Origin of the sequence: Streptomonospora nanhaiensis (assembly GCF_026642255.1) — a bacterium.
Taxonomy (GTDB): Bacteria; Actinomycetota; Actinomycetes; order Streptosporangiales; family Streptosporangiaceae; genus Nocardiopsis; species Nocardiopsis tropica.
In genome coordinates this window covers 4,165,050-4,185,878 of record NZ_CP113264.1, presented here as the reverse complement: position 1 = coordinate 4,185,878, position 20,829 = coordinate 4,165,050, and the positions used below count along the sequence as shown (strand labels likewise).

Sequence of the window (20,829 nt, the reverse complement as noted above, 5' to 3'; positions counted from 1 at the left end):
CCGGCCCCGTACCGAGAACAGGAGCACGGGATGCCCATCGTTTCCGCGCCGCACGAACTGCTGGAGTCCGACGTCTACGTCGACCTCACGTCCGTGACCGGCCGCGAGATCTACCTGAAGTGCGAGGGCTTCAACTTCGGAGGCTCCGTCAAGCTCCGCACGGCCGCGGCCATGGTGGCGGCCGCCGAGAAGGACGGGCTCCTGCGCCCGGACACGGTCCTGGTGGAGTCCTCCTCCGGCAACCTCGGCGTGGCTCTCAGCGTGGTCGCCGCCAGCAAGGGCCTGGTGTTCACGTGCGTGACCGACCGGCGCTGCAACCCCCACACGCTGCGGCTGATGAGGGCCCTGGGCACCGACGTCGTGGTGGTCGACGTCCCCGACCCCGTCGGCGGCCTCCTGGGCGCCAGGAAGGAGAGGGTCCGGCAGATGTGCCGCGGCGACGACCGGTACCTGTGGCTCAACCAGTACGAGAACCCGGCGAACTGGACGGCGCACTACGAGACGACCGCCGTCGAGATCGCCGGGCGCTTCCCCGATCTCGACGTCCTCTTCGTCGGCGCCGGGACCGGGGGCACCCTCGTTGGCTGCGCGCGGTACTTCCGCGAGCACGCGTCCCGTGTGCGGGTGGTGGCCGTCGACGCCCAGGGGTCGGCGAACTTCGGCGGCGAGCCCGGGCCGCGCCTCATCCCCGGACTCGGGTCGAGCACCCCGGCGCCGGCCCTGGAGCTGGCCTCCGTCGACGACGTGGTCCACGTGCCCGAACGGGAGGCCATCAGGACCTGCCGGGCCCTGTCCGCGCGCGGGTTCCTGTTCGGCGGGTCCACGGGAACGGTGGTGGGCGGGGCCCTGGACTGGCTCGACCGCCACGACCCGGAGCACCGCCTCAGGTCGGTGGCCGTGGCCCCCGACCTGGGGGACCGGTACCTCGAGACCGTCTACAGCGACCAGTGGGTCGACAAGAACTTCGGGGACGAGACCCTCCGGCCCTCCGCCGGGGGTTCCACGACGCCGCACGGCAAGGAGAGCCAGTGAACCCGCAGGGCCCGGACGTGTACGCCCTCCCTCTCACGTCCAGACTCGGTACGCCCGTCCACGTCCGGGACCTGGACGACCCCAGGGTCCGCGAGAACCTCGGCGCGCTGGAGGAGCAGGGCATCCGGGAGGTGCGCGTGTCCTCGGACTCCACCCTGGAGATGGCGGTCGCGGTCACCCCGGGAGCCCCGGGGGCCGAGCAGCCGGACGTGTCCTACGAGGCGGTGGTGGTCTGCAACGACACGGACGAGGGGACGACCCCCAGCGAGTGGGCCCAGGAGTTCCGCGCCGCGGCGAAGCTGCCCTCGACCCCGGTCCTCGTCGTCAGCGGCGACGCCTGCTCGAACTTCTCCTCGGGGACCGACGTGGCCAGGGGCCTGATCGCGTCGGGGCAGGCCGTGTCGGTCCTGCTGGTGACGGTCGACCGGATCGTCTCGGGAACCCGGCATCCTCCGATCAGCATGACGGTCTTCAGCGACGGGGCCGCCTCCTGCCTCATCACGCGGGAACCCGGTCCGGAGGCGTCCTTCCAGCTCCTGGGATCGGCGACCGAGCGCTGGCTGCCCCGGAAGGAGTGGTCGGGCCTGGCCGACGCGAGGGTGACCCTGACGGCCATGCGCACCGCCACGCGTCGGGTGGCAGGGCACGCGGAAGAGGGCTTCCGCTACCTGGTGACCCCGAACTTCGGCAGCGCGACCCGCACCATGCTGTCGATGGCCGCCGCGATGCCGCACACGGAGCCCTATCCCGGGCTCGTCTCGACGGTGGGGCACTGCTTCTCGTCCGACGTGCCGATCAACCTGGCCGACCTCGCGGAGTCCGGCCGGATCGACGACGGTGACGCGGTCCTGGCCTGCGCCTCGAGCAGGGGCTCCCTGGCGGCCATGGCCCTGCGCTTCCGCGGGCCCTCCGGCCGCTGACCCGTCCCGGCCCCGCCGTGTGCGGGGCCGGGACGGATCAGCGTTTCGTGCACAGGTAGATGCGGGAGCGGCGGGGCCCGTGGCGCAGGTCGGCGGTCTCCACCTCCCGCGAGAGCCGGTGCAGCAGCTCCTCGAAGGGGCCCGGGTCGTAGCGGTTCAGCCAGATGTAGCCCTCGTCGGTCTCGCGCCGCAGCAGCGCCTCGGGCGCCCTGGGCACCTGGAAGAAGCCGATGATCACGTGGGTGCGGGCCACCCGGAACATCTCCCGGACCGCCGTCTCGTAGTAGGGCAGGCACTCCAGCAGGTGGCGGGAGTTCACGACGTCGAAGGAGCCCTCGCCGAAGGCGAGGTCGGTGACGCTCATCTCCAGCCACCGCGCGCCCGGGTGCTCGGTCCGGCACGCGTCGAGGACCCGGGGGGAGACGTCGATGCCGGTGTAGTCCACGGGCAGGCCCGCGTCCCGCAGACCGGCGTAGGTCACGCCGGACATCACGCCGCAGTCCAGCAGTGTGCAGGAGGTGCCTGGGTAGAGCGCGCCGAGGCGCTCGGCGGTCCAGGCGTGGCCGGGGTCCTCGTCCCGCCCGTCCCTGCGCATGTGGTCGACGTCGGCGGTCCGGAGCCACAGGGGCGAGGGGACGTCACCCACGGCTCTCCTCCTCCTCGCGCAGGGCGTAGCTCCTGGCCAGGTCGGCCAGGTCGCCCACGGTCTGTGCCTGGAGGACGTCGACGATGTCGATGGAGGTGCCCAGCCTGTCCTCGATCGCGGCGACGATGCGCAGCAGCAGGACCGAGTTCACCTGGAGGTCGGCGAACGCGTCCTCGGGGGCGACCGACCGGGTCTCGAGTGCGTCGGCGACGATGCCGCCGACGAGGGCCTGGTAGTTCGTGTCGTCTGCGGACATGCTCCTCTTTCCGTGGAGGTGGGGACCGGTGCGTGCCCGGGCCGCGTCGGGTCAGAAGCCGTCGCCGGACAGTGCCCAGCCGATGCTGCGCAGCATCCGTTCGCGCTCCTGGAGCAGGAACAGGTGGCCGCCGGGGAACATCTCCACCCGGGCCGGTCCGTCGGTCAGCGCGGCCCAGCCGTGGAGGTGCTCCTCGGCCACCCGCGGGTCCCGCGTGCCGCCGAACACCGAGACGGGACAGCTCAGCGGCGGTCCGGGCCGGTAGCTGTATCCGGCGAAGAGGGACAGGTCGGCGCGGAAGGTGGGCAGCAGGAACGCGGTGAACTCCGGGTTGCGCAGCAGCTCCTCGGGGGTGGCGCCGAGCGCGCGCAGCTCCTCGACCAGCCCTTCGTCCGACAGGTCGGCCTCCGCCGGGGTGCGCGACCGGTGCAGGTGCAGGGCGCGGCAGCCCGACACGAACACGCGGACCGGCTCGAGGCCGTGCGTCAGCCGCAGCCTGCGGCACAGCTCCCAGCAGACGATGGCGCCCATGCTGTGGCCGAAGAACGCGAAGGGCCTGTCGAGCAGCGGCAGCAGCCCGGGGGTGAGGGCGTCCAGCAGGTCGTCGAGCCCGGGGACGGGCCGTTCGTGGAAGCGGTCCTCGCGTCCGGGCAGCTGGACGGCGAAGCCCTCGGCGCCCTCGGGAAGGCCGGCCCCCCAGCTCCGGTAGGCGGAGGCGCCCGCCCCCGCGTACGGGAAGAAGAAGAGGCGCAGCCCGCCGGGGGCGGTCGCCCCGGCCAGGGGGCGGACCCATTTCTGCGCGGTCCGGTGGGGAGTGGAGTGCATGGAGGGGCGGGGGTCCGTTCTGTGGGCGGGGGGCGGAGCGGCAGACCCGGTCTGCGGGGCGTCCTCGGATCACCGCGGCGGACCGGTGCTTCGAATGCGTGCTCTCCGGTGCGTTCCCGGCGCCGGAAACAATGGCGGCGGCCCCTGCTCCTGGGCCGGTATTCGCACCACGGGCTGTCGCATCATAGTGGGCTCTCTCCGTTCGCGCCAGGGGTTGGATCGGGATTCCTCCGGTGCCGCAGCAGGGGATCGTTTTCCTTTCCGGGACAGGCCGCATGGAAACGGAACCGGGGCGCGCAGTCCTCGGATCACCCTGGTCCAGGAAAGCTTCGAAAGCCGCGAATCAGGATCATTCGGATAGGGGGACGGATTCGGAGGACGCGCAGGGGGAGATCGGCGGAGTGGAACCGGGAACCATATTCGTCAGGGTGCTCGAAACCGGAAAGACCCCGGCCGCGTGCGCGCGTTACACACGAACGGAGCACAAGCGCGAACCGGGTACGGGGGGCGAAAGACATCCGCGCTCCGGCAAACGGATTCTCTATTCCCATACCGTTCGGCCCGTCCTATACTCATGCCGTTCGACGAAGGGCCCGCACGCCAGGGGCCCCGCGGTGGAGTGTCCGGAAAGAGGGGGAGGTGCCCGATGACGGCGAAGCGTCGCGGAGTCTGCTCCGGCTTCTGACCCCCTGTCTCCCGGCAGCCGGTCCCGCCGACCGGGAGGAAGCGCTCACGCGGTCGGCGCGGGCGGCCGCGCAGGCTCCCCCGGGGCGTGAACCGACCCGCCCCGCCCGCACCCCCGGGTGTGAGGCGGAGAACGCCGAGCCCACACAAGGAGAACGGTGATCGTACTCGGCCTCAGCGGCCTCCCCCACTCCCAGCCGCACCACCTCCGGAGCAGGCCGGGGATCGCGGAGGTCGACAGCAGGATCTGCCAGGGCATGGACAGTGCCGCCTGCCTCGTGGTCGACGGGAACATCGTCGCCGCGGCCGCCGAGGAGCGCTTCACCGGGGACAAGGCGACCGGGGCCTTCCCGGAGAAGGCCATCGCCTACTGCCTCGACCACGCCGGGATCACCGGCGACGACGTCGACCTCATCGCCCACGGTTTCAACTACGACCGGTTCCGCCGCTTCTTCCACCGGACCCCCGAGTACTTCGACGAGGTGCTCAGCGGCCGGACCGTGGTCGAGGAACTCGCGCGCACGGGGTGGAGGAATCCGGGCGACCGGTTCCGCCCGGTGGACCACCACGTCGCCCACGCCGCCTCCGCCTACCACCTGAGCGGTTACGAGGACGCCCTGTCCGTGGTCTCCGACGGCATGGGCGAGACCGTTGCCCTCACCGTGCACCGGTTCACCCGGGGCCGCATGGAGGAGCTGTACAGCCAGGGAATCGACTCCTCCCTGGGCATCCTCTACTCGATCCTGACCCGCTATCTCGGGTACACCTTCAACTCCGACGAGTACAAGGTCATGGGCCTGTCCGCGTACGGCGACCCCCGCCGCTACGCCGAATTCTTCGCCCGCTTCATGGGCGCCGACGAGGGCAGGGCCGCCATCGGCTGGCCCCAGGGCGCGCTCGGACGCGCGGGGGAGGGCTACCCGGACGCCCTGGCCTTCCTGGAGGAGTCGCTCGGCGTCGCACCGCGCGAGCCCGGCGCCGAGGTCCCCGACGAGTACGCCGACATCGCCGCCGCCTTCCAGGCGCGCTTCTCCGAGGTCCTGACGGACCTGGTCCGCCACTGGCTGCGGCACACGGGCCAGGACTCGCTGTGCCTCTCGGGCGGGACCTTCCTGAACTGCCTGGCCAACCAGTCCATCTCGGAGCTGCCCGAGGTGTCGCGCATGTTCGTCCCGCCGGCCGCGGGCGACGACGGCACCGCGATGGGGGCCGCACTGCACGTGGCCGGGGGCTTCTCCGGCACCTTCAGCGCCTACACCGGTCCCGGCTACGGCGCCGACGACGTGCGCTCGGCGCTGAAGGCGTTCGAGCGGCCCGGAGGCGGATCCCCGGTCTGGGAGTACCACGGGTTCACCGACGAGTACATGGATTTGGCCGCCCGCGACCTCGCGGAGGACAGGGTCGTCGCCTGGTTCGCCGGACGCATGGAGTTCGGCCCCAGGGCGCTGGGGAACAGGTCCATCCTGGCGCTCCCGAACGGGGACGACATCAAGGGGCGGCTCAACGCCATCGTCAAGATGCGGGAGGGGTTCCGGCCCTTCGCCCCGGCGATCCTCGACTCCGACTACGAGGAGGTCTTCGAGGGCCGGGCCCTGTCGCCGAGCAGGTACATGCTCAGCACCGCCCGCACCCGGCCCGAACGGATCCCGAGGATCCGGGGCGCCGTGCACGTGGACGGCACCGCCCGGGTCCAGATCGTCACCAAGGAGGACAACGAGGTCTTCTGGCGGCTCCTGCACAAGGTCAAGGAGCACACCGGCCTGGGCTGCGTGATCAACACGTCGTTCAACGTCAAGAACCAGCCGATCATCGCCTCGCCGGACCTGGCCCTGGAGGCGCTGGAGAGGATGTCGCTGGGCCGCCTCTACATCGAGGGGTTCCGCGTGGGCCTGGGCGGCTGAACGGCCGGGACCGCCCTGTCGTCCCGGGGTCGGGGGAGGGCTGCCCCCGGCCCCGCCCGCCGGGACCGCCGTGCGGTCGGCAGCCGTCGGCGTTGTCGTGACCGCCTGGCACCCTGGGCGGCATGAGCGAGACGACTGGACCCGAAGAGAAGGCGGCTGCCGCCGCTCCGACCACGCCGGCGGAGTGGCGGGGCTACCTGAAGCGGTACGGCGATGCGTACCTGAGGAACGAGGCCGACGGCGAAGAGCTGGTCGATCTGCTGGACGAGGATCAGCTGGAGGTCCTGGACGGCGGGGGGCGTGTCGACCTGTGGCTGGGTGAGGCACCGGCCCGGGAAGAGGCCCTGGTGGAGTCCGAGGAGCGGCTCGGGGTGCGGTTCCCACCGAGCCTCAGGGGGTTCTACCTGGCCAGCGACGGGTGGACGAGGGTCGGGGGCGCCTGGGTGGGAGAAGGCGTCCATCCGTGCGGCCGCGTCTCGTGGATGCGGGACGGCGATGCCGGCAGCCGCGTGACCGCGATCTACGACTCGATACCCGGCAACGAGGATCTCGTGCAGCTGTTCAGCCGGTCCCTCGAGGTCGCCCGGGGCGAGGACTTCTGGCTGCTCGATCCGGCCGACGTCGGGCCGGACGGCGAGTGGGCCGCCTACGAGTTCGCGCCGAAGTACGGCGACCCGACGAAGTACCCCCGCTTCTCCGCGCTGTTCGACTCCGGGTACACGAGCATGGGCGGATAGGAGGACACGGCCTCGAGGCGGCCGTCCGGCCGCTCCCGTCCCCGCGGCGACCCGGGCGGCGGCGACCGGACGGACCCCCGCGCTCCGCATCCGACAGTCCACGGCGACGTCTCACGACACCGTGATCCACCAGCGGTGACCGTGTGGAGTCACGGTCTAGTCCCCGTGCCAGGACCTCCACAGGTTCGCGTACGTCCCGCCCCGGGCGAGGAGCTCGCCGTGGCTGCCGAGCTCGATGATCCGGCCCTCGTCCATCACGGCGATGCGCTCCGCGTCGTGCGCGGTCTGCAGCCGGTGGGCGATCGCGATGACCGAGCGCCCCTCGAGGACCGCCGCGAGCGCCCGTTCGGTGTTGCGCGCCGTGGCGGGGTCCAGCAGGGCGGTGGCCTCGTCCAGGATCAGGGTGTGGGGGTCGGCGAGCACCACCCGTGCGAGGGAGAGCTGCTGCGCCTGGCCCCCGTTGAGCTTGTGCGTGTCGGGGCTGAGCACGGTGTCCAGCCCCTCGGGCAGCTCCCGGGCCCAGTCGGCCGAGACCGTGTCCAGGGCGGCGTGCAGCTCCGCGTCGGTCGCCCCGGCCCTGGCCAGGAGCAGGTTGTGCCGCAGCGTGTCCCGGAAGACGTGGTGGTCCTGGGTCAGCAGCACCACCTGGCGGCGCAGCAGCTCCGGCGCCAGGTCCGCCACGGGGACGCCTCCCACGGTGACCTCCCCCGTCCGCGGCCTGTCCAGCCCCGCCAGGAGCCTGCCCAGCGTGGACTTCCCGGCGCCCGAGGGGCCGACCACGGCGAGCCGTTCCCCCGGCTGCACCGTCAGGTCCAGCCCGTGCAGCACGTCCCCGCGGTGGTCGTAGGCGTAGCGGACGTCCCTGACCAGGATGCGGTCGTCGGCCGGTTCGGCGGAGGTGGGCCGCTCGGCCGCGGGCGCCGCGGCCAGCCCCTCCACGCGGGCGAAGGAGGCGCCGCTCGCCTGCAGCTCCTCGACCCACAGCATGATCGTGTCCAGCGGCACGGAGAGCTGGCGCAGGTACAGGGCCGCGGTCACGACCGTCCCCAGGGAGACCGACCCGTTCTGGTAGAACACGCCGCCGATCAGCAGCACGCCCACCAGGGGCAGGACGGCGGAGACGTCCACGGACGGGAAGAGGACGGTGCGCAGCCACAGGGTGCGCAGCCGCGCCCCGCGGGCCGTCTCGATCGCGGTCTCCGCCGCGGCGATCCGGCGTTCCTGCAGGCGCAGGGCCTCCACGGTCCTGGCGCCGCTCGCGGTGCTGGTGAGGACCTCGGCGAGGTCCGAACCGGAGGCGCCCTCGGCGAGGTAGGCCGTCCGCGCCCGGCGCAGGTACCAGCGCAGGGCGACCACGATGGTGACCAGGGTGGCCAGTCCGCAGGCCCCCAGCACCGGGTCGATGAACAGCACCGCGCCGATGAGGAACAGCCCCTGCGTCAGGGCGACGAACACCTCCGGGATCGCGTTGCGCAGGGCCGATGCGACCCTGGTGACGTCCGAGGTGCCGCGCGCGGCCAGGTCGCCGGTGGCCGTGTGCTCGACCGTGGCGGCCGGCAGGGCCAGCGTGCGCTCCAGGAAGCGCTCGCGGATGCGTGCGGCGGCGCCCTCGCCGAACCTGTAGCCGACGTAGAGGGAGTAGCGCGCCAGCAGGATGTGCACGACCGTCACGACGACGATCGCCAGCGCCGTGCGGTCCACGGAGGCCACCGCGGCCGGACCGGGGGACCGCTGGACGGTGTCCACGATCAGCCCCACGAGCCAGGGGGCGATGAGCGCGGCGAGGGCGGCCAGCACGTTGAGCGCCAGCATCAGGGCGAACGTCCACCGGTCGGCGCGGATCTCGCGCACGGCGGCGCGGCGCACGTGCGCTCGGCCCGCGACGGGCAGCACTGCGGTCATCGGAGCGGCTCCCACTCTGCGTCGCGCGAAACCAGGGCCCGGTATCCGGGTTCGGTGCGCAGTAGTCCGTGGTGTGTGCCCGTGGCCGCCGCCCGCCCGTCGACGAGGTAGACCACCGCGTCCGCCTGGTCCAGGACGAGCGGCGAGGTGGTGGAGACGACCGTGGTCGTGCCCGCGCGGGCCTGTCGCAGGCGCGCCGCCATCGCGGCCTCGGTGAGGGAGTCCACGGCCGAGGTGGGCTCGACCGCGAGCAGGACCTCGGGCTCGGTGTACAGGGCCCGGGCCAGCCGCAGGCGCTGGAGCTGGCCCCCCGAGAGGTTGTGGCCCCGCGCGTTCACCACCGAGTCGAGGCCGTCGGCCATGGCGTCGACGATGTCGGTGGCCACGGCCGTGTGCAGCACCGCACGGACGGCCTCGTCGTCGGGCTCCCCGGCCCCGGCGACGACGTCGCGGATGCTCCCGGAGAAGAAGTCGGCGTCGTTGTCCGCCAGGAGGATGCGCTCGCGCACCGCGTCCAGGGGCGCCTCGCGCAACGGGGCCCCGCCCCATTCGGCGTCGGAGGCGGTGAACCGGCCGAGGCGGTCCATGATCTCCTCGGCGTCCGACGGCCGGGCGCCGGCCAGCGCGGTCAGGACCCCCGGGCCGACGCGCACGCCCGACGCGGGGTCGTACAGCTCCGCTCCCGGCGCCGGCGGCCGCGCTGTGGCGCCGTCGTCCGCGTGCTCCGGTTCGAGGTTGAGGAACCGGATCACCCTGCGCGCGCAGACCAGGGCCCGTGTGATGTCCGTGCCGCCCTCGATGAAGAACGCGACGGGGACCACCAGGACGGCGACGTACCCGTACACGGCGACGAGGTCGCCGATGCTGATGGCGCCGCTCGCCGCCATCCTGGCCGCGAGCCAGGTGACGACGGCCAGGAACAGGGCGGGCAGGCCCACGCCCAGGGCGCCCACCCAGCTGGTGACGCCGCCGATCCGGTACCCCTTGTCCCGCAGCTCCCGGGACTCGCGGTGGAAGTGGCGCGCGAACGCGTCCTTGCCGCCGAGCCCGTTGAGGACGCGCAGGCCGGTCACCACGTCCACCAGGCGTGCGGTGAGGGCGCCCTGCATCTCCCGGTAGGCGGAGCCGATCCCCAGGAGCCGGTGGAGCAGGGGGCCGACCGTGATCGCGAGCATCGGCACACCGGCGAGGACGACGACGGCGAGCAGCGGGGAGATCGACAGCAGGAGCGCGGCGATGACGATGTAGGCCACCACGGCGCCGAACCCGGGGCCGGTCACGGTCAGGGACTGGGCGATGACCTGGACGTCGGCGATCCCGATGGAGGCGACCTCGCCGCTGGAGACCCGGCGCGGCAGCGTCGCGCCCAGGCGGGTGGAGTGGCGGACCGTGGCGCGAACGGTCCGGAACGAGGCGTCCATGCGGATCTTGGTCATCGTCCGGTGCCGCGCGATCCCCAGCGCGGCGTTGAGCACGCCGACGCCGAACAGGACGGCCACCCAGAGCGACAGGGCCCCCGTGTCGCCCGCGCTCAGCCCGTCGTCGATCGCCCGGGAGAGCACGTAGGGGGGCAGGGTCAGACCCAGCATCCACAGGCTTCCGAGGGTGGCGCCCGCGGCGATCCGGGATTTCTGGCTGAGGACCAGCCACAGCAGATACCGGACAGGGGTGGCTGTGTTCCCGGGGGAGGGAGGGGTAAATGTGTCGACCACCGGGCCACCTTACTGCGTTTGCCCCGGCAGGGATAGTTTCCTGCCTGGTATTGACGCGCATTTACCCGTATGGTAAAAGCGTTTGCCGTAATGGTCTCCGGAGGGGCGGTTGTATCCGCCGCACTCCGGTACCGGGTGCCACAATGGCCCGTTCCGCCGCCGTTCACCGGGTGCCCGACCTGGTTTTCCGCCAACGGAGCCACCGAGAACAGGCAGTCTGTTTTGTGCAAAGGGAAAACCCCCGGAGGAAGGTCGCCCACGGTACACTCCGCCCTTGGTAAGCACTTTCTTCCCTTCAGACCACAAGGGTTTCGAAGTCCGCAGCGGTGATCCGGGCCGAGCACGGCGTGACCCCGGAACCGCCGCGGACGAACTCCGTTTCCCCTCGCGTCGTACAAACGGACAGGTACCGGGAGCAGCCATGGGAACACAGTCGATTCCACCGTTCACCGTCATATCGGGGGCCACCGTCCACGATGTCCTCGCGGGACGGCAACAGGAGCTGACCGACCTCGTGGAGCAGGCCTACCTGCTGCACGGCTCAGGCGAGACCACGAACCCGCCCTCGTACTTCCTGAGGTTCCCGGACAAGCCGTCCTCGCGGATCATCGCCCTGCCGGCGGCGGTCAGGGGGGACGTGCGCGTCGACGGCATCAAGTGGGTGTCCAGCTACCCGGAGAACATCGAACACGGCATCCCCCGGGCCTCGGCCGTCCTGCTGCTCAACGACGCCGCGACCGGCTACCCCTACGCCTGCCTCGAAGGCTCGATCATCAGCGCCGTGCGCACCGCCGCCTCCGCGGCGGTCGCGGTGCGCCACCTGGCACGCGGGCGCGCGCCCCTGACCAACGTGGGCTTCTTCGGCGCCGGCCTGATCGCGCGCTACCTCCACGAGTACCTGGCCGCTCTCGGCCCGGCCTTCGACCGGATCGGCGTCCACGACCTCTCCGAGGACTACGCGCGAGGATTCGCCGACCACGTGGAGCAGACCTCGCCCGGCAGCAGCGTGCGGGTGCACGGGTCGGCCCGGGACCTGGTCTCCTCCTACGACATGGTCGTGTTCGCCACGACCGCCGCCTCGCCGCACGTCACCGACCCCTCGTGGTTCTCCCACAACCCCCTGGTCCTGCACGTCTCCCTGCGCGACCTCTCCCCGGAGGTCGTCCTCGCGAGCACCAACGTCGTGGACGACGTCGAGCACGTGCTCAAGGCGGACACCTCGGTGCACCTGGCCGAGCAGCGCACCGGCCGGCGCGACTTCGTCCACGCGACGCTCCCCGAGGTGATCAGCGGCCGGTTCCGGCCCGAGCCCGGGCGCCCGGTGGTCTTCTCCCCCTTCGGCCTCGGGGTCCTGGACCTGGTGGTCGGCGACTACGTCCACAGGAGGGCCGCCGAGGACGGCGGGGCGACGACGGTCGAGGACTTCTTCTACGACACCGACCGGCACCGGCGCCCGGACCGGGTGCGCGCCGCCCGGAACGGGGGTGCGCTGTGACCGCGTCCCCCCGGCCGCCGCACCTGGCCGACCTCCCCTACGCGGGACGGGGGCCGGCGCCCGCACTGGCCAACCCCGTCGACGCCGACACCACCGGCACCGTGCTCGACCGCGTGAACGCGTGGGCGCGCAAGAGCCCCGACCGGCGGGCCGTCGTCGGCGCCGGGGCCGAGATCGGCTACGCGGACCTGGTCCGGCGCGTGGAGCGGATGCGCGCCCGCCTGGAGGCGTCGGGGTGCGGGGCGGGAGACGTCGTCGCCTGCCTGGGCCCCCGGTCCGCGCGGACCATCGTGCTGTTCCTGGCACTGGAGAGCCTGGGCGCGGTCTACCTCCCCGTCGACCCGGGGTGGCCCCGGGCGCGCATCGACGAGGTGCTGCGGCTGAGCTCCAGCGCCCTGGCCGTGGAGTACACGGCCGGGGACGAGCAGCCCCCGGTGGTCGAGAGGACCGCCGGCGGGGGAGGAGGCCCGCTGGAGGCCCCGGCGGGGGAGGAGCCCCGCTACGTCATCTACACCTCGGGGACGACGGGCCGGCCCAAGGGCGCGGTGGTCGCCCGGCCGGGCATGCTCAACCACCTGTGGGCCAAGGTCGCGGACCTGGACATCACCGAGGACAGCCGGGTCGTGTTCACCGCGCCGCTGGTCTTCGACATCTCGATCTGGCAGATGCTGGCCCCGCTCATGGTCGGGGCCACGGTCGTGGTCGCCTCCGACAACGACGTCCTCTACCCGCCCCGGCTGCACCGGCTGCTCCTGCGGCACGAGGCGACCCTCGTGGAACTGGTGCCCACCGCCATCGGGACCCTGCTCGACGACATCGCGCGCAAGGGGGGCGGTGAGGTGCTCCCCGCCCTGCGCTGGCTCATCTCCACCGGCGAGGAGCTCAAGCCCAGCCTGGCGGAGCGCGCCCTGGCCGCCCTTCCGCACGCCGGGCTGCTCAACGCCTACGGGCCCACCGAGTGCTCGGACGATGTGACCCACCACGTGGTGTCGCCGCAGGACACGGCCGGGGCTCGCCTGCCCGTCGGCCGCCCCATCGGCAACGCGAAGATCTACTGCCTCGTCCACGACAGCGAGGAGGGCACCTGGTCCGCGGCCGGCCCCGGACAGGCCGGCGAGCTCTTCGTCGGAGGCGTCCCGGTCGGACTGGGCTACCTCGGCGACCGCGACGCGACCCTCTCCGCGTTCTTCCGCGACGTGTTCGACCCGGACTCCCCGACGGGCCGCCTGTACCGCACCGGCGACCTGGGGAGGATCGACGGCGACGGAGTCCACTACCTGGGCCGCGTCGACCGCCAGGTGAAGGTCGCGGGCGTGCGCATGGAGCTCGACGAGATCGAGGCGGTGCTCAGCCGGCACGGCTCGGTGAAGCTCTGCGCGGTCACGCTGAGGCAGGAGGAGGGGAGGCAGCCGGTCCTCACCGCGCACTACGTGCCCGGCACCGAGGTCGAGGCCGGTGAGCTGGAGGCGTTCCTGCGCTCGGCGCTGCCCGCGAGCCTGGTCCCGCGGAGCTGGGACCGGCTGGAGGAGATGCCGCTGACCCCCAACGGGAAGGTGGACCACCGGGCGCTCGCGCGCAGGGAGCCCCCGGGCGAGGGCTGATCCGGCCCGGGGCCGGGGAGGACCGCGCGGGACCCGCCGCCCGCCCCTCCCCGGCCCCTTCGCGCGGGGGAGGGGCGCCCCGTGCCGGTCCCCGGTCGCCGGGGGCGGGGTCCCGGGAGGCGGACCCCGTAGTGCGCGCAGCTGGCGGGGGCGGTCCGGTCCACATCGGGGGCGTCCTCCTCGGCGGCCGTCACCACGCTCGTCCGGAACGGTCATGGCGGCACCACCTTTGCAGCAGTTCACCGGCGAGTCGGCGGATGGCCGGTTCGGCCTCGTCGGGACTGCTGGGGTGGAAGAGGCGAGCCCGGATTCTCCGTACCGGCTCGGAGCGACCTTCGTCGACCGGCCGTCACGCCCAGTGCCGAGAATGGGGCTAGGTGTCAGCTGAAACGGTGCGGCTGTCGTGAGCCCCGGATCTCATGTCGGCAACAGGGCATGGAAATTCGCCGTGAGGCCTTGTGGGGACATTCTCACCTCCTGCTACTTTCATCCTTGATCGGTTGTGTTGGAACTGCGTTCCGGGTCTGCGGGCTCCGGGGGCGGTCGGCCGTTCCGGCCGGTCGGCATTCCTTCTTCCTCGGCCCCGCCGATGGGTTTGAGCCGGTCGGGCGCACGGGTGTTCCCTGCGTTGGGGTGAGATGGTTTGAGTAAAGATCACTTCGAAGAGATGAGTCGGATGCTCGGGGTGTCGAGTGCTCAGGTGATGTTTCGATCCGGAGCCGCTGGAGCGAGTTCTCGGAAGAGCGCTTCCCCGTGACTGCGTTGCCCTGATGCAGGCTTATGGCGGTGTGGTGTCCACCATCGAGGACGCCTGTCTTCTGATTACTGTCGATTGTTTCGGGAGGCAGGACCCCAGGAGGGCGATAGAAGAGGGGAACTATCCTGTCTACTATCTCGCCGATGATGCGCCGTATTTCCGTTTCGTGGATGATTCTCGCAAGGTCGATATCTCATGGATACTGTGCCGGGAACCGTACAATGTGTTCCTGGTGGGCGAAGTAATCGGAGAGAGCCTTTATTTTTTCTTCGACCCCGATGTCGCGGACTGGACGGTGGTGCTGGGGAATGGTGACCTCTGGTGACAGTTCCGTGGCGGTATCTGTGGGCTGTTGGTCAAAATGGTGGAGGGAGAGATCGTCCTTCCTTATGCCGAAGAAGGATACTTTGTTGGGTCTTCCTTCCTGCAGTATCCCCGTTTGACGGAATGAAGTCGATTCGGCATTGATGTGCATGTGGCCCTGGGGCCCGTGCTGATCGTCCAGGGCCCGCCGGGCCGAGTTCCACGGAGCCGAGGCCTCTGCCCCCCGAGTTCGGAGTCGTCGGCTGCGGACGCCGACCACCCGGCCGTCCTGGGCGCGCGTCAGCGCGCTTCGGAAGGGGAGTCCTCCCGCCCAGACGCTGCCGGGGGTCGCTTCGCTCGTGCTACCTGCGGTGCTGTTCGAGGTGGACGCATTCGCGGTCCACCGACCCGGCCGGGTGTGCTGCCCCCGAAGGCCGCCCCCCACCCCGTTCGACCGGGTCGGCGGCCTGCCCCCCAGGGCCCCGCCGCGTGCGGGCCGGTTGGCCGGTGCGATGCGCGTCGGAGGTTCCCTTCCCGAGCCCCTGGGGCCGCGGGGGCGATCATCGCCCCGCGGCCCCAGGGACTCGGCCCGTTGCGAGTGGGGCGGGTGCGATTCGGGCAAAGCGGACTCGTGCGTGCTACGGTACTGATAATCATTTTCATTCACGCGACTCGCGCTCCCCCAGGAGTCCTCCCCGTGTACGTAGGGCGAAGCCGATGCGGCGCTCACCTCCCGCCCCTGGCGATCCCCGGCCGGGCAGCCGACCGGCATGCCCAGGAAGCCCGGATGCGCCATGGCCGCGTTCAAGGCCCTCGGCGGCGGCGCCCGCTCCCTGCGCTGCCGGGACATCCTTCATGACCTGGATCGTCCGTGCGCCGCCACCTCTCCTGCCGGGGCTGCGGTGAGGCGCAGGAGAGCACGGGGAGCGCCGAACCCGCCGGGGCCGTGAGGAGGATCCGCCACACGAGCGGTGACGGGCGGACCGACCGGCCCGCCGGCGCCCGTCCGCGTTGTCCGTGACACCCCGCCGAGGCTCGCGCGCCGGGGGAGGAGAGGCCCGCCCCCACGGACGCCCCCGCCCACCGCGCTGCATCCGCCCGCGCACCGGACGTTCGCTCGGACGCACCGGTGTCCGCGCCCCCGCGACCGGCCCGTCGGCGCCCCTCAGCCGCCGTGACCACCCACGAACCCTCCCGGCCCCGTGCCGGGAGCCACCTACTGGGGCCGTGCCGACCGCGGCCCATCCCGAGAAAGGCCGAACGATGAGACGACGATTCCTGCCCGCGGGCGCCCTCGCGGTGCTCCTGGCGGCCACCGCCTGCGGTGGAGGCGAGGAAGAGCAGGCCGCCGCCGAGGGCCCCACCCTGCGCTACGCGGCGGTCGGAGCCCCGGCGGCGACGACCCACGACCCGCACGGGCGCGTCGGCAACGAGTCCGAGTACCTGCGCTTCGCCATGCTCTACGACGTGCTGACCGTGACCGACGAGGACGGCGTGGTCCAGCCGCGCCTGGCACTGTCCTGGGAGCCGGCGGGGGAGGACCTCGACCTGTGGACCGTCGCCCTGCGCGATGACGCCGTCTTCTCCGACGGAGAGCCCGTGACCGCCCATGACGTCCTGTTCTCCCTGAACCGGATCCAGGGCAAGGGCGCCGAGAACAACGGACGCCTGTCGGTGTTCGACCTGGAGGCCTCCTCGGTGGTGGACGAGCACACCCTGGAACTGGCCACCCACCAGCCCTACGCGGAGGTCGGCATCGCCCTGGCCTCCCTGACCTTCGTGGTCCCCGAGGGCAGCGACGACATCACCGAGCCCGTCGTCGGCTCCGGACCGTTCCAGCTGGAGGAACACGACGACACCACCGCGGTCCTGACCCGCAACGACGACTGGTGGGGCGGTGCCGCCGACTTCGAGACCCTCCAGATCAGCGCCATGCCCGACCCGGCCGCGCGTGCCGAGGCGGTGGCCTCCGGACAGGCGGACGTCGCGGGCAGCGTGTCCCCCGCCAGTGCGCAGCAGTACGAGTCGGACGACGCGGTCCAGGTGAGCACCCGGCCCGCCGGTGTGAACTACCCGCTGGTCATGGACCTCGACACCGAGCCCTTCGACGACCCGGGCGTCCGTGAGGCCGTCAAGCTCGCCTTGGACCGCGAGCAGCTCGTCGAGACGGTCTTCCTCGGCTACGGGGAGACCGGCGCGGACATCCTGAACTCCCAGGAGCCCTTCGCCCCCGACGCCGCACCGGTGGAGCGCGACCTGGACCGGGCCCGCGAACTGCTGGAGGAGGCGGGCCACGCGGACGGCGTCGAGCTCACCCTGCACGCCACCAACTCCTACCCCGGTATGGAGGAGACCGCGACCCTGGCCGCCGAACAGCTCGCCGAGGCGGGCATCGAGGTCCAGATCGAGGTGGGCGCGCCCGACACCTACTGGGCCGAGGTGTGGAACGTCGAACCCTTCTACCTCAACAGCCTGGGCGGGAACGGGTTCGTGGACTACGCCCGGATGGCCCTGCTCTCCGACGGCCCCACCAACGAGACGGGCTGGGACGTCCCCGAGTGGGACGCCGACTTCGCCGAGGCCCTGGCCACCGAGGACGAGGGCGACCGCCACGCGATGCTCGCCGACCTGCAGCAGCGCGTCGCCGACGACGGCGGCTACGTGGTCTGGGGCACCGGGGACGGCATCGACCTGGCGGGTTCCGGTGTGAGCGGCCTGCCGACCGGGCCCGGTTTCCACCGCCTGTTCATCGAGCGGGTCGAGGTCTCCGGCTGATGTCCCGCCCCGTGACCGCCCCCGCGGCCCCCCGCCCCCGCACCGCGGGGGCGGTCACGGGGGTTCCGCTCCTGTTCGCCCTGGTGCGGACCGTGCTCCTGCTGGCCCTGGTCTCGGTGGCGGTGTTCACCGCCACCGAACTCCTGCCCGGTGACGCCGTGGACCTGCGTGTCACCCCCGGCGCCGACGAGGAGGAGGTCCGGGAGCTGCGTGAGGAGCTGGGCCTGGACGCCGCGCCCTGGCGGCGCTACCTCGACTGGGCGGGGTCCCTGCTCACCGGCGACCTCGGCACGTCCCTGGTCAACGGCCGCCCGGTCGCCGACGCCCTCGCCCAGCGGCTGCCCGCCACCCTCGCGGTGGTGGGCGGGGCGCTGGCGGTGGCGACCCCCGCCTCCCTGGCGTTGGCCTGGTGGGCCGGGGGTTCCCGGCGGGCGCGCCGGCTGTCCACCGCGGTCCTCACCGGAGGCGCCGCACTGCCCACCGCGGTCACCGCCGCCGCCCTGGCGGCCGTGTTCTCCGGCGCCCTGGGCCTGGTGCCCCCGGTATCCCTGCTCCCGCCCGGAGCCTCGCCCTGGCAGCATCCGGAACTGCTGTTCCTCCCGGTGGCCTCCCTGGCCCTGCCCACCGCGTTCTTCGGCGCGAGCCTGCTGGCCGGTGCGGTGGCCGACACCGTACGCCTGCCCCACGTGGCCGACGCCCGCCGGCGGGGGGTCCCCCCGTGGCGGATCGCCTCGACCGACGTGCTCCCCTTCCTCCTGGCCCCCTTCACCCGGGTCACGGCGAACACCGCGGGAGGGCTGATCGCCGCCGCAGCGCTGGTGGAGACCCTTTTCGGCTATCCGGGCATCGGATCGCTGCTCGTCTCCTCCCTGGCCTCCCGGGACCTGCCCGTCGTCCAGGCCACCGCGGTGGTCGCCGCCGCGGTCGTGCTGGTGGGACTGCTGGTCGGAGACCTGGTCGCCGCCCTGACCGAACCACGCCGGAGGCCGGTCCGGTGAACCGTCGCCTCGCTCCGGTCCTCGCGTCGCTGTCCGTCCCCCTGTTGTCGGCCGCGGTCCTGGCCGTCGCCCTGTTCGGCGGATGGTGGGCGCCGCACAGCCCCACCTCCTCGACGGGCGCGCCCTGGCAGCTGCCCGACCCCGTTCACCTCCTGGGAACGGACGCCCTGGGCCGCGACGTCCTGTCCCGTGTCCTGGCCGGCGGAAGGGGGCTGCTCGGCGTCTCCGTCGCGGCCGCCGTGTGCGCCTGTGCCGTCGGGACCGCCGGCGGGCTGGCCGCCGGGTGGTTCGGCGGGCCGGCCTCGCGGCTCCTCACCGCCGTGGCCGACCTGCTGCTAGCCCTGCCCTCCCTGCTCCTGGCCCTGCTTGCCGCGATCGCCCTGCCCTGGCACACGGCGGTGGTTGTCGCGACGGTGTGCGGAGGGGCCCCGCTCACCCTGCGCGTGGTCAAGGACGCCGTCCGCGCGGCCCGCACCTCCGGGTACGTGGAGGCCGCGCTCCTGCGCGGGGAGGGCACCGCCTCGATCCTGCTGAGGGAGGTCCTCCCCGCCGTTCGGGGGCTGGTCGTCGCCGACCTCGGGCTGCGCCTGGTGGTCGCGCTCCAGGTGGCCTCCGCACTGAGCGTCCTGGGGCTGGGGGCCGCCCCGCCCGCCCCCGACTGGGCCCTCATGCTCAGGGAGAACATGACCGGCGTGGCGATCAACCCCTGGGCCGTGGCGGCACCGGCCGTGGCGCTGGGGGCCACCACCGTCCTGCTCGCCCTCCTGGCACAGCTGTACCTCTCCGACGACCGCACGCCCGGGAGCCGCGACCGCGGACCCGCACGGAAGGAGCCCGCGGATGGCTGAAGGACTGCATGCGGAGGCGGTGCTGGTCGAGACCGACCGCGGGGCCGCCGTGGTCGGTCCGGTGGACCTGCGCGTGCCGGACGGCGGGGTGCTCGCGGTCATGGGCCCGTCGGGGAGCGGCAAGACCAGCGCCGTCCTGGCCGTGCTGGACGCGCTGCCGCCCGGCCTGGTGCGCAGGGACGGCCGGGTGCGCTGGCGGGGGGCGCCGGTGCCCGCGGGACGCGCGGCGCGCCGATGGCGCCGGGCCGCCACGGGCGTGCTCGGCCAGGACCCCGCCTCGGACCTGCACCCCCTGCGGCCGGTCTGCGCCCTGGTCGCCGAAGCCCTGCCGGGCGGCCTGCGGCGCGCGAACGCCGGGGCCGTCCGGGCGGTGCTCACCTCGCTGGGACTGGACGCCGACGCCCTGTGGCGCCGGCGCCCGCACGAGCTCTCCGGGGGCCAGGCCCAGCGTGTGGCGCTGGCCCGGGCGGTCGTCGCCGATCCCGGGGTGCTCGTGCTGGACGAGCCCACGAGCGGCCTGGACCCCGCCACGGTGGAACTCGTGCTCGACGTCCTCGAACAGCGGAGGGGGCGCCCGGGGAGGGTCACCGTCGTGGTCACCCACGACCGGGGGTTCGCCGACCGTGTGGCCGACCTCCGCCTCGACATCGGCGGGCCCGAACCGGTCCGCGGAGCCGCGTCCACGACCGTGGGTCCCCGGTCCCCGGGGGGCGCTCCGGTCCTCGGCCTGCGGGAGGTGCGCCTCACGGCCCCGGGCGGGCGGGAACTGCTCGGCGGAGTGGACCTGGCCGTCGGTCCGGGGGAGGCGGTCGCCGTCCTGGGTCCTTCCGGATGCGGTAAGTCCACCCTGCTCAGGAGCCTGGCGGGGCTCCATCCTCCCGCGGCGGGTTCCTTCTCGCTCGGTGGCAGGCCCCTGCCGGCCGGCCACACGGACCGTTCCCGGGAGGCGCTGCGGGCCGTCCAGCTGGTTCCCCAGGACCCGGCCGGAACCCTGAACCCGGCTCAGCGGGTCGCGACGGCGCTCGCACGCCCGGCCATGGTGCTGCGGGGGCTGACCCGCGGCCGGGCCGCCGCGGAGGTCCCCGGGCTCCTGGAACGGGTCGGGCTGCCGCCGGACGTCGGACGCGCGCTGCCGGCCCGCCTCTCCGGCGGCCAGCGCCAGCGCGTGGCCATCGCCCGGGCCCTGGCCGCACGCCCCCGGGTCCTGCTGGCCGACGAGGTGTCCTCCGCCCTGGACGCCGCGAGCGCCCGCACGGTCCTGGACGTCCTGGACGCCCTCCGCGCCGAGGAGGGCCTGGCCGTCGTCATGGTGACCCACGACCGGCACGTCGCCGACCGCATGGACCGGGTCCTGACGCTGGCCCCGGAGAGCCGCTCCCTGGTGCCGGGTCCGTAGTGCTGCCCCCGGCAGCGGACCCACCGCGGCGCGGTCGTGCC

Annotated in this window: 16 protein-coding genes; 11 read left to right on the top strand and 5 right to left on the bottom strand. The window is 72.9% G+C overall.

The features are described 5' to 3' along the window. Positions 1-30 precede the first annotated feature (30 nt). Both sbnA and OUQ99_RS18240 read left to right on the top strand, forming a co-directional pair. Positions 31-1,032 carry a 2,3-diaminopropionate biosynthesis protein SbnA gene (gene sbnA, locus OUQ99_RS18245; RefSeq protein WP_267944975.1) on the top strand — a complete coding sequence of 334 codons (1,002 nt, stop codon included), beginning with the start codon at positions 31-33 and terminating at the stop codon, positions 1,030-1,032. Then, positions 1,029-1,952 (top strand): hypothetical protein, encoded by a 924-nt coding sequence (locus OUQ99_RS18240; protein WP_267944974.1) that lies wholly within the window; start codon positions 1,029-1,031, stop codon positions 1,950-1,952. The genes sbnA and OUQ99_RS18240 overlap by 4 nt, the downstream gene beginning before the upstream one ends. A 37-nt stretch (positions 1,953-1,989) precedes the next feature. Here OUQ99_RS18240 and OUQ99_RS18235 read toward each other — a convergent pair whose 3' ends face one another. The 3 genes from OUQ99_RS18235 to OUQ99_RS18225 are packed head-to-tail and all read right to left on the bottom strand — an operon-like array spanning position 1,990 to position 3,679. Further along, positions 1,990-2,598, bottom strand: a complete 609-nt coding sequence (locus OUQ99_RS18235; RefSeq protein WP_267944973.1) for a class I SAM-dependent methyltransferase — start codon at positions 2,596-2,598, stop codon at positions 1,990-1,992. Continuing rightward, positions 2,591-2,854: an acyl carrier protein gene (locus OUQ99_RS18230; RefSeq protein WP_267944972.1), complete on the bottom strand. Its 264-nt coding sequence runs from the start codon at positions 2,852-2,854 to the stop codon at positions 2,591-2,593. Before OUQ99_RS18230 ends, OUQ99_RS18235 begins: the two co-directional genes overlap by 8 nt. Positions 2,855-2,905: 51 nt before the next feature. Further along, the gene (locus tag OUQ99_RS18225) at positions 2,906-3,679 is read right to left on the bottom strand and encodes a thioesterase II family protein (RefSeq protein WP_267944971.1); all 774 of its coding nucleotides are present in this window, start codon (positions 3,677-3,679) and stop codon (positions 2,906-2,908) included. Between the two features lie 842 nt (positions 3,680-4,521). Here OUQ99_RS18225 and OUQ99_RS18220 point away from each other — a divergent pair. Beyond that, positions 4,522-6,264 (top strand): carbamoyltransferase family protein, encoded by a 1,743-nt coding sequence (locus OUQ99_RS18220; protein WP_267944970.1) that lies wholly within the window; start codon positions 4,522-4,524, stop codon positions 6,262-6,264. 122 nt (positions 6,265-6,386) lie between these two features. Next, a complete protein-coding gene (locus tag OUQ99_RS18215) occupies positions 6,387-7,001 on the top strand; it encodes an SMI1/KNR4 family protein (protein ID WP_267944969.1) in 615 nt (204 codons plus the stop codon). 156 nt (positions 7,002-7,157) lie between these two features. Here the strand turns inward: OUQ99_RS18215 and OUQ99_RS18210 are convergent, their stop codons facing one another. Beyond that, positions 7,158-8,903, bottom strand: coding sequence for an ABC transporter ATP-binding protein (locus OUQ99_RS18210; protein ID WP_267944968.1), 1,746 nt, complete (start codon positions 8,901-8,903; stop codon positions 7,158-7,160). Beyond that, entirely contained in the window at positions 8,900-10,615 is a 1,716-nt protein-coding gene (locus OUQ99_RS18205; RefSeq protein ID WP_267944967.1) for an ABC transporter ATP-binding protein, read from the bottom strand. The genes OUQ99_RS18210 and OUQ99_RS18205 overlap by 4 nt, the downstream gene beginning before the upstream one ends. A 421-nt stretch (positions 10,616-11,036) precedes the next feature. Here OUQ99_RS18205 and sbnB point away from each other — a divergent pair, with 421 nt between their 5' ends. From sbnB to OUQ99_RS18170, 7 genes are all read left to right on the top strand, one after another. Continuing rightward, positions 11,037-12,110, top strand: coding sequence for a 2,3-diaminopropionate biosynthesis protein SbnB (gene sbnB / locus OUQ99_RS18200; protein ID WP_267944966.1), 1,074 nt, complete (start codon positions 11,037-11,039; stop codon positions 12,108-12,110). Continuing rightward, positions 12,107-13,711 (top strand): amino acid adenylation domain-containing protein, encoded by a 1,605-nt coding sequence (locus OUQ99_RS18195; protein WP_267944965.1) that lies wholly within the window; start codon positions 12,107-12,109, stop codon positions 13,709-13,711. Before sbnB ends, OUQ99_RS18195 begins: the two co-directional genes overlap by 4 nt. Before the next feature lie 791 nt (positions 13,712-14,502). Further along, the gene (locus tag OUQ99_RS18190) at positions 14,503-14,793 is read left to right on the top strand and encodes a hypothetical protein (protein WP_267944964.1); all 291 of its coding nucleotides are present in this window, start codon (positions 14,503-14,505) and stop codon (positions 14,791-14,793) included. A gap of 1,241 nt (positions 14,794-16,034) precedes the next feature. Then, positions 16,035-17,546 (top strand): ABC transporter substrate-binding protein, encoded by a 1,512-nt coding sequence (locus OUQ99_RS18185; protein ID WP_267944963.1) that lies wholly within the window; start codon positions 16,035-16,037, stop codon positions 17,544-17,546. After that, the gene (locus OUQ99_RS18180; RefSeq protein WP_267944962.1) at positions 17,546-18,544 is read left to right on the top strand and encodes an ABC transporter permease; all 999 of its coding nucleotides are present in this window, start codon (positions 17,546-17,548) and stop codon (positions 18,542-18,544) included. The genes OUQ99_RS18185 and OUQ99_RS18180 overlap by 1 nt, the downstream gene beginning before the upstream one ends. Next, entirely contained in the window at positions 18,541-19,392 is an 852-nt protein-coding gene (locus OUQ99_RS18175; RefSeq protein ID WP_267944961.1) for an ABC transporter permease, read from the top strand. Before OUQ99_RS18180 ends, OUQ99_RS18175 begins: the two co-directional genes overlap by 4 nt. Then, positions 19,385-20,788, top strand: coding sequence for an ABC transporter ATP-binding protein (locus OUQ99_RS18170; RefSeq protein ID WP_267944960.1), 1,404 nt, complete (start codon positions 19,385-19,387; stop codon positions 20,786-20,788). The genes OUQ99_RS18175 and OUQ99_RS18170 overlap by 8 nt, the downstream gene beginning before the upstream one ends. The last annotated feature ends 41 nt before the right edge of the window (positions 20,789-20,829 follow it).

Bases quoted from the DNA above. Each gene is read 5' to 3' on its own strand.
- OUQ99_RS18170 (WP_267944960.1), top strand. From the start codon at position 19,385: ATGGCTGAAGGACTGCATGCGGAGGCGGTGCTGGTCGAGACCGACCGC.
- sbnB (WP_267944966.1), top strand. From the start codon at position 11,037: ATGGGAACACAGTCGATTCCACCGTTCACCGTCATATCGGGGGCCACC.
- OUQ99_RS18230 (WP_267944972.1), bottom strand. From the start codon at position 2,854: ATGTCCGCAGACGACACGAACTACCAGGCCCTCGTCGGCGGCATCGTC.
- OUQ99_RS18210 (WP_267944968.1), bottom strand. From the start codon at position 8,903: ATGACCGCAGTGCTGCCCGTCGCGGGCCGAGCGCACGTGCGCCGCGCC.
- OUQ99_RS18225 (WP_267944971.1), bottom strand. From the start codon at position 3,679: ATGCACTCCACTCCCCACCGGACCGCGCAGAAATGGGTCCGCCCCCTG.
- OUQ99_RS18185 (WP_267944963.1), top strand. From the start codon at position 16,035: ATGAGACGACGATTCCTGCCCGCGGGCGCCCTCGCGGTGCTCCTGGCG.
- sbnA (WP_267944975.1), top strand. From the start codon at position 31: ATGCCCATCGTTTCCGCGCCGCACGAACTGCTGGAGTCCGACGTCTAC.
- OUQ99_RS18180 (WP_267944962.1), top strand. From the start codon at position 17,546: ATGTCCCGCCCCGTGACCGCCCCCGCGGCCCCCCGCCCCCGCACCGCG.
- OUQ99_RS18215 (WP_267944969.1), top strand. From the start codon at position 6,387: ATGAGCGAGACGACTGGACCCGAAGAGAAGGCGGCTGCCGCCGCTCCG.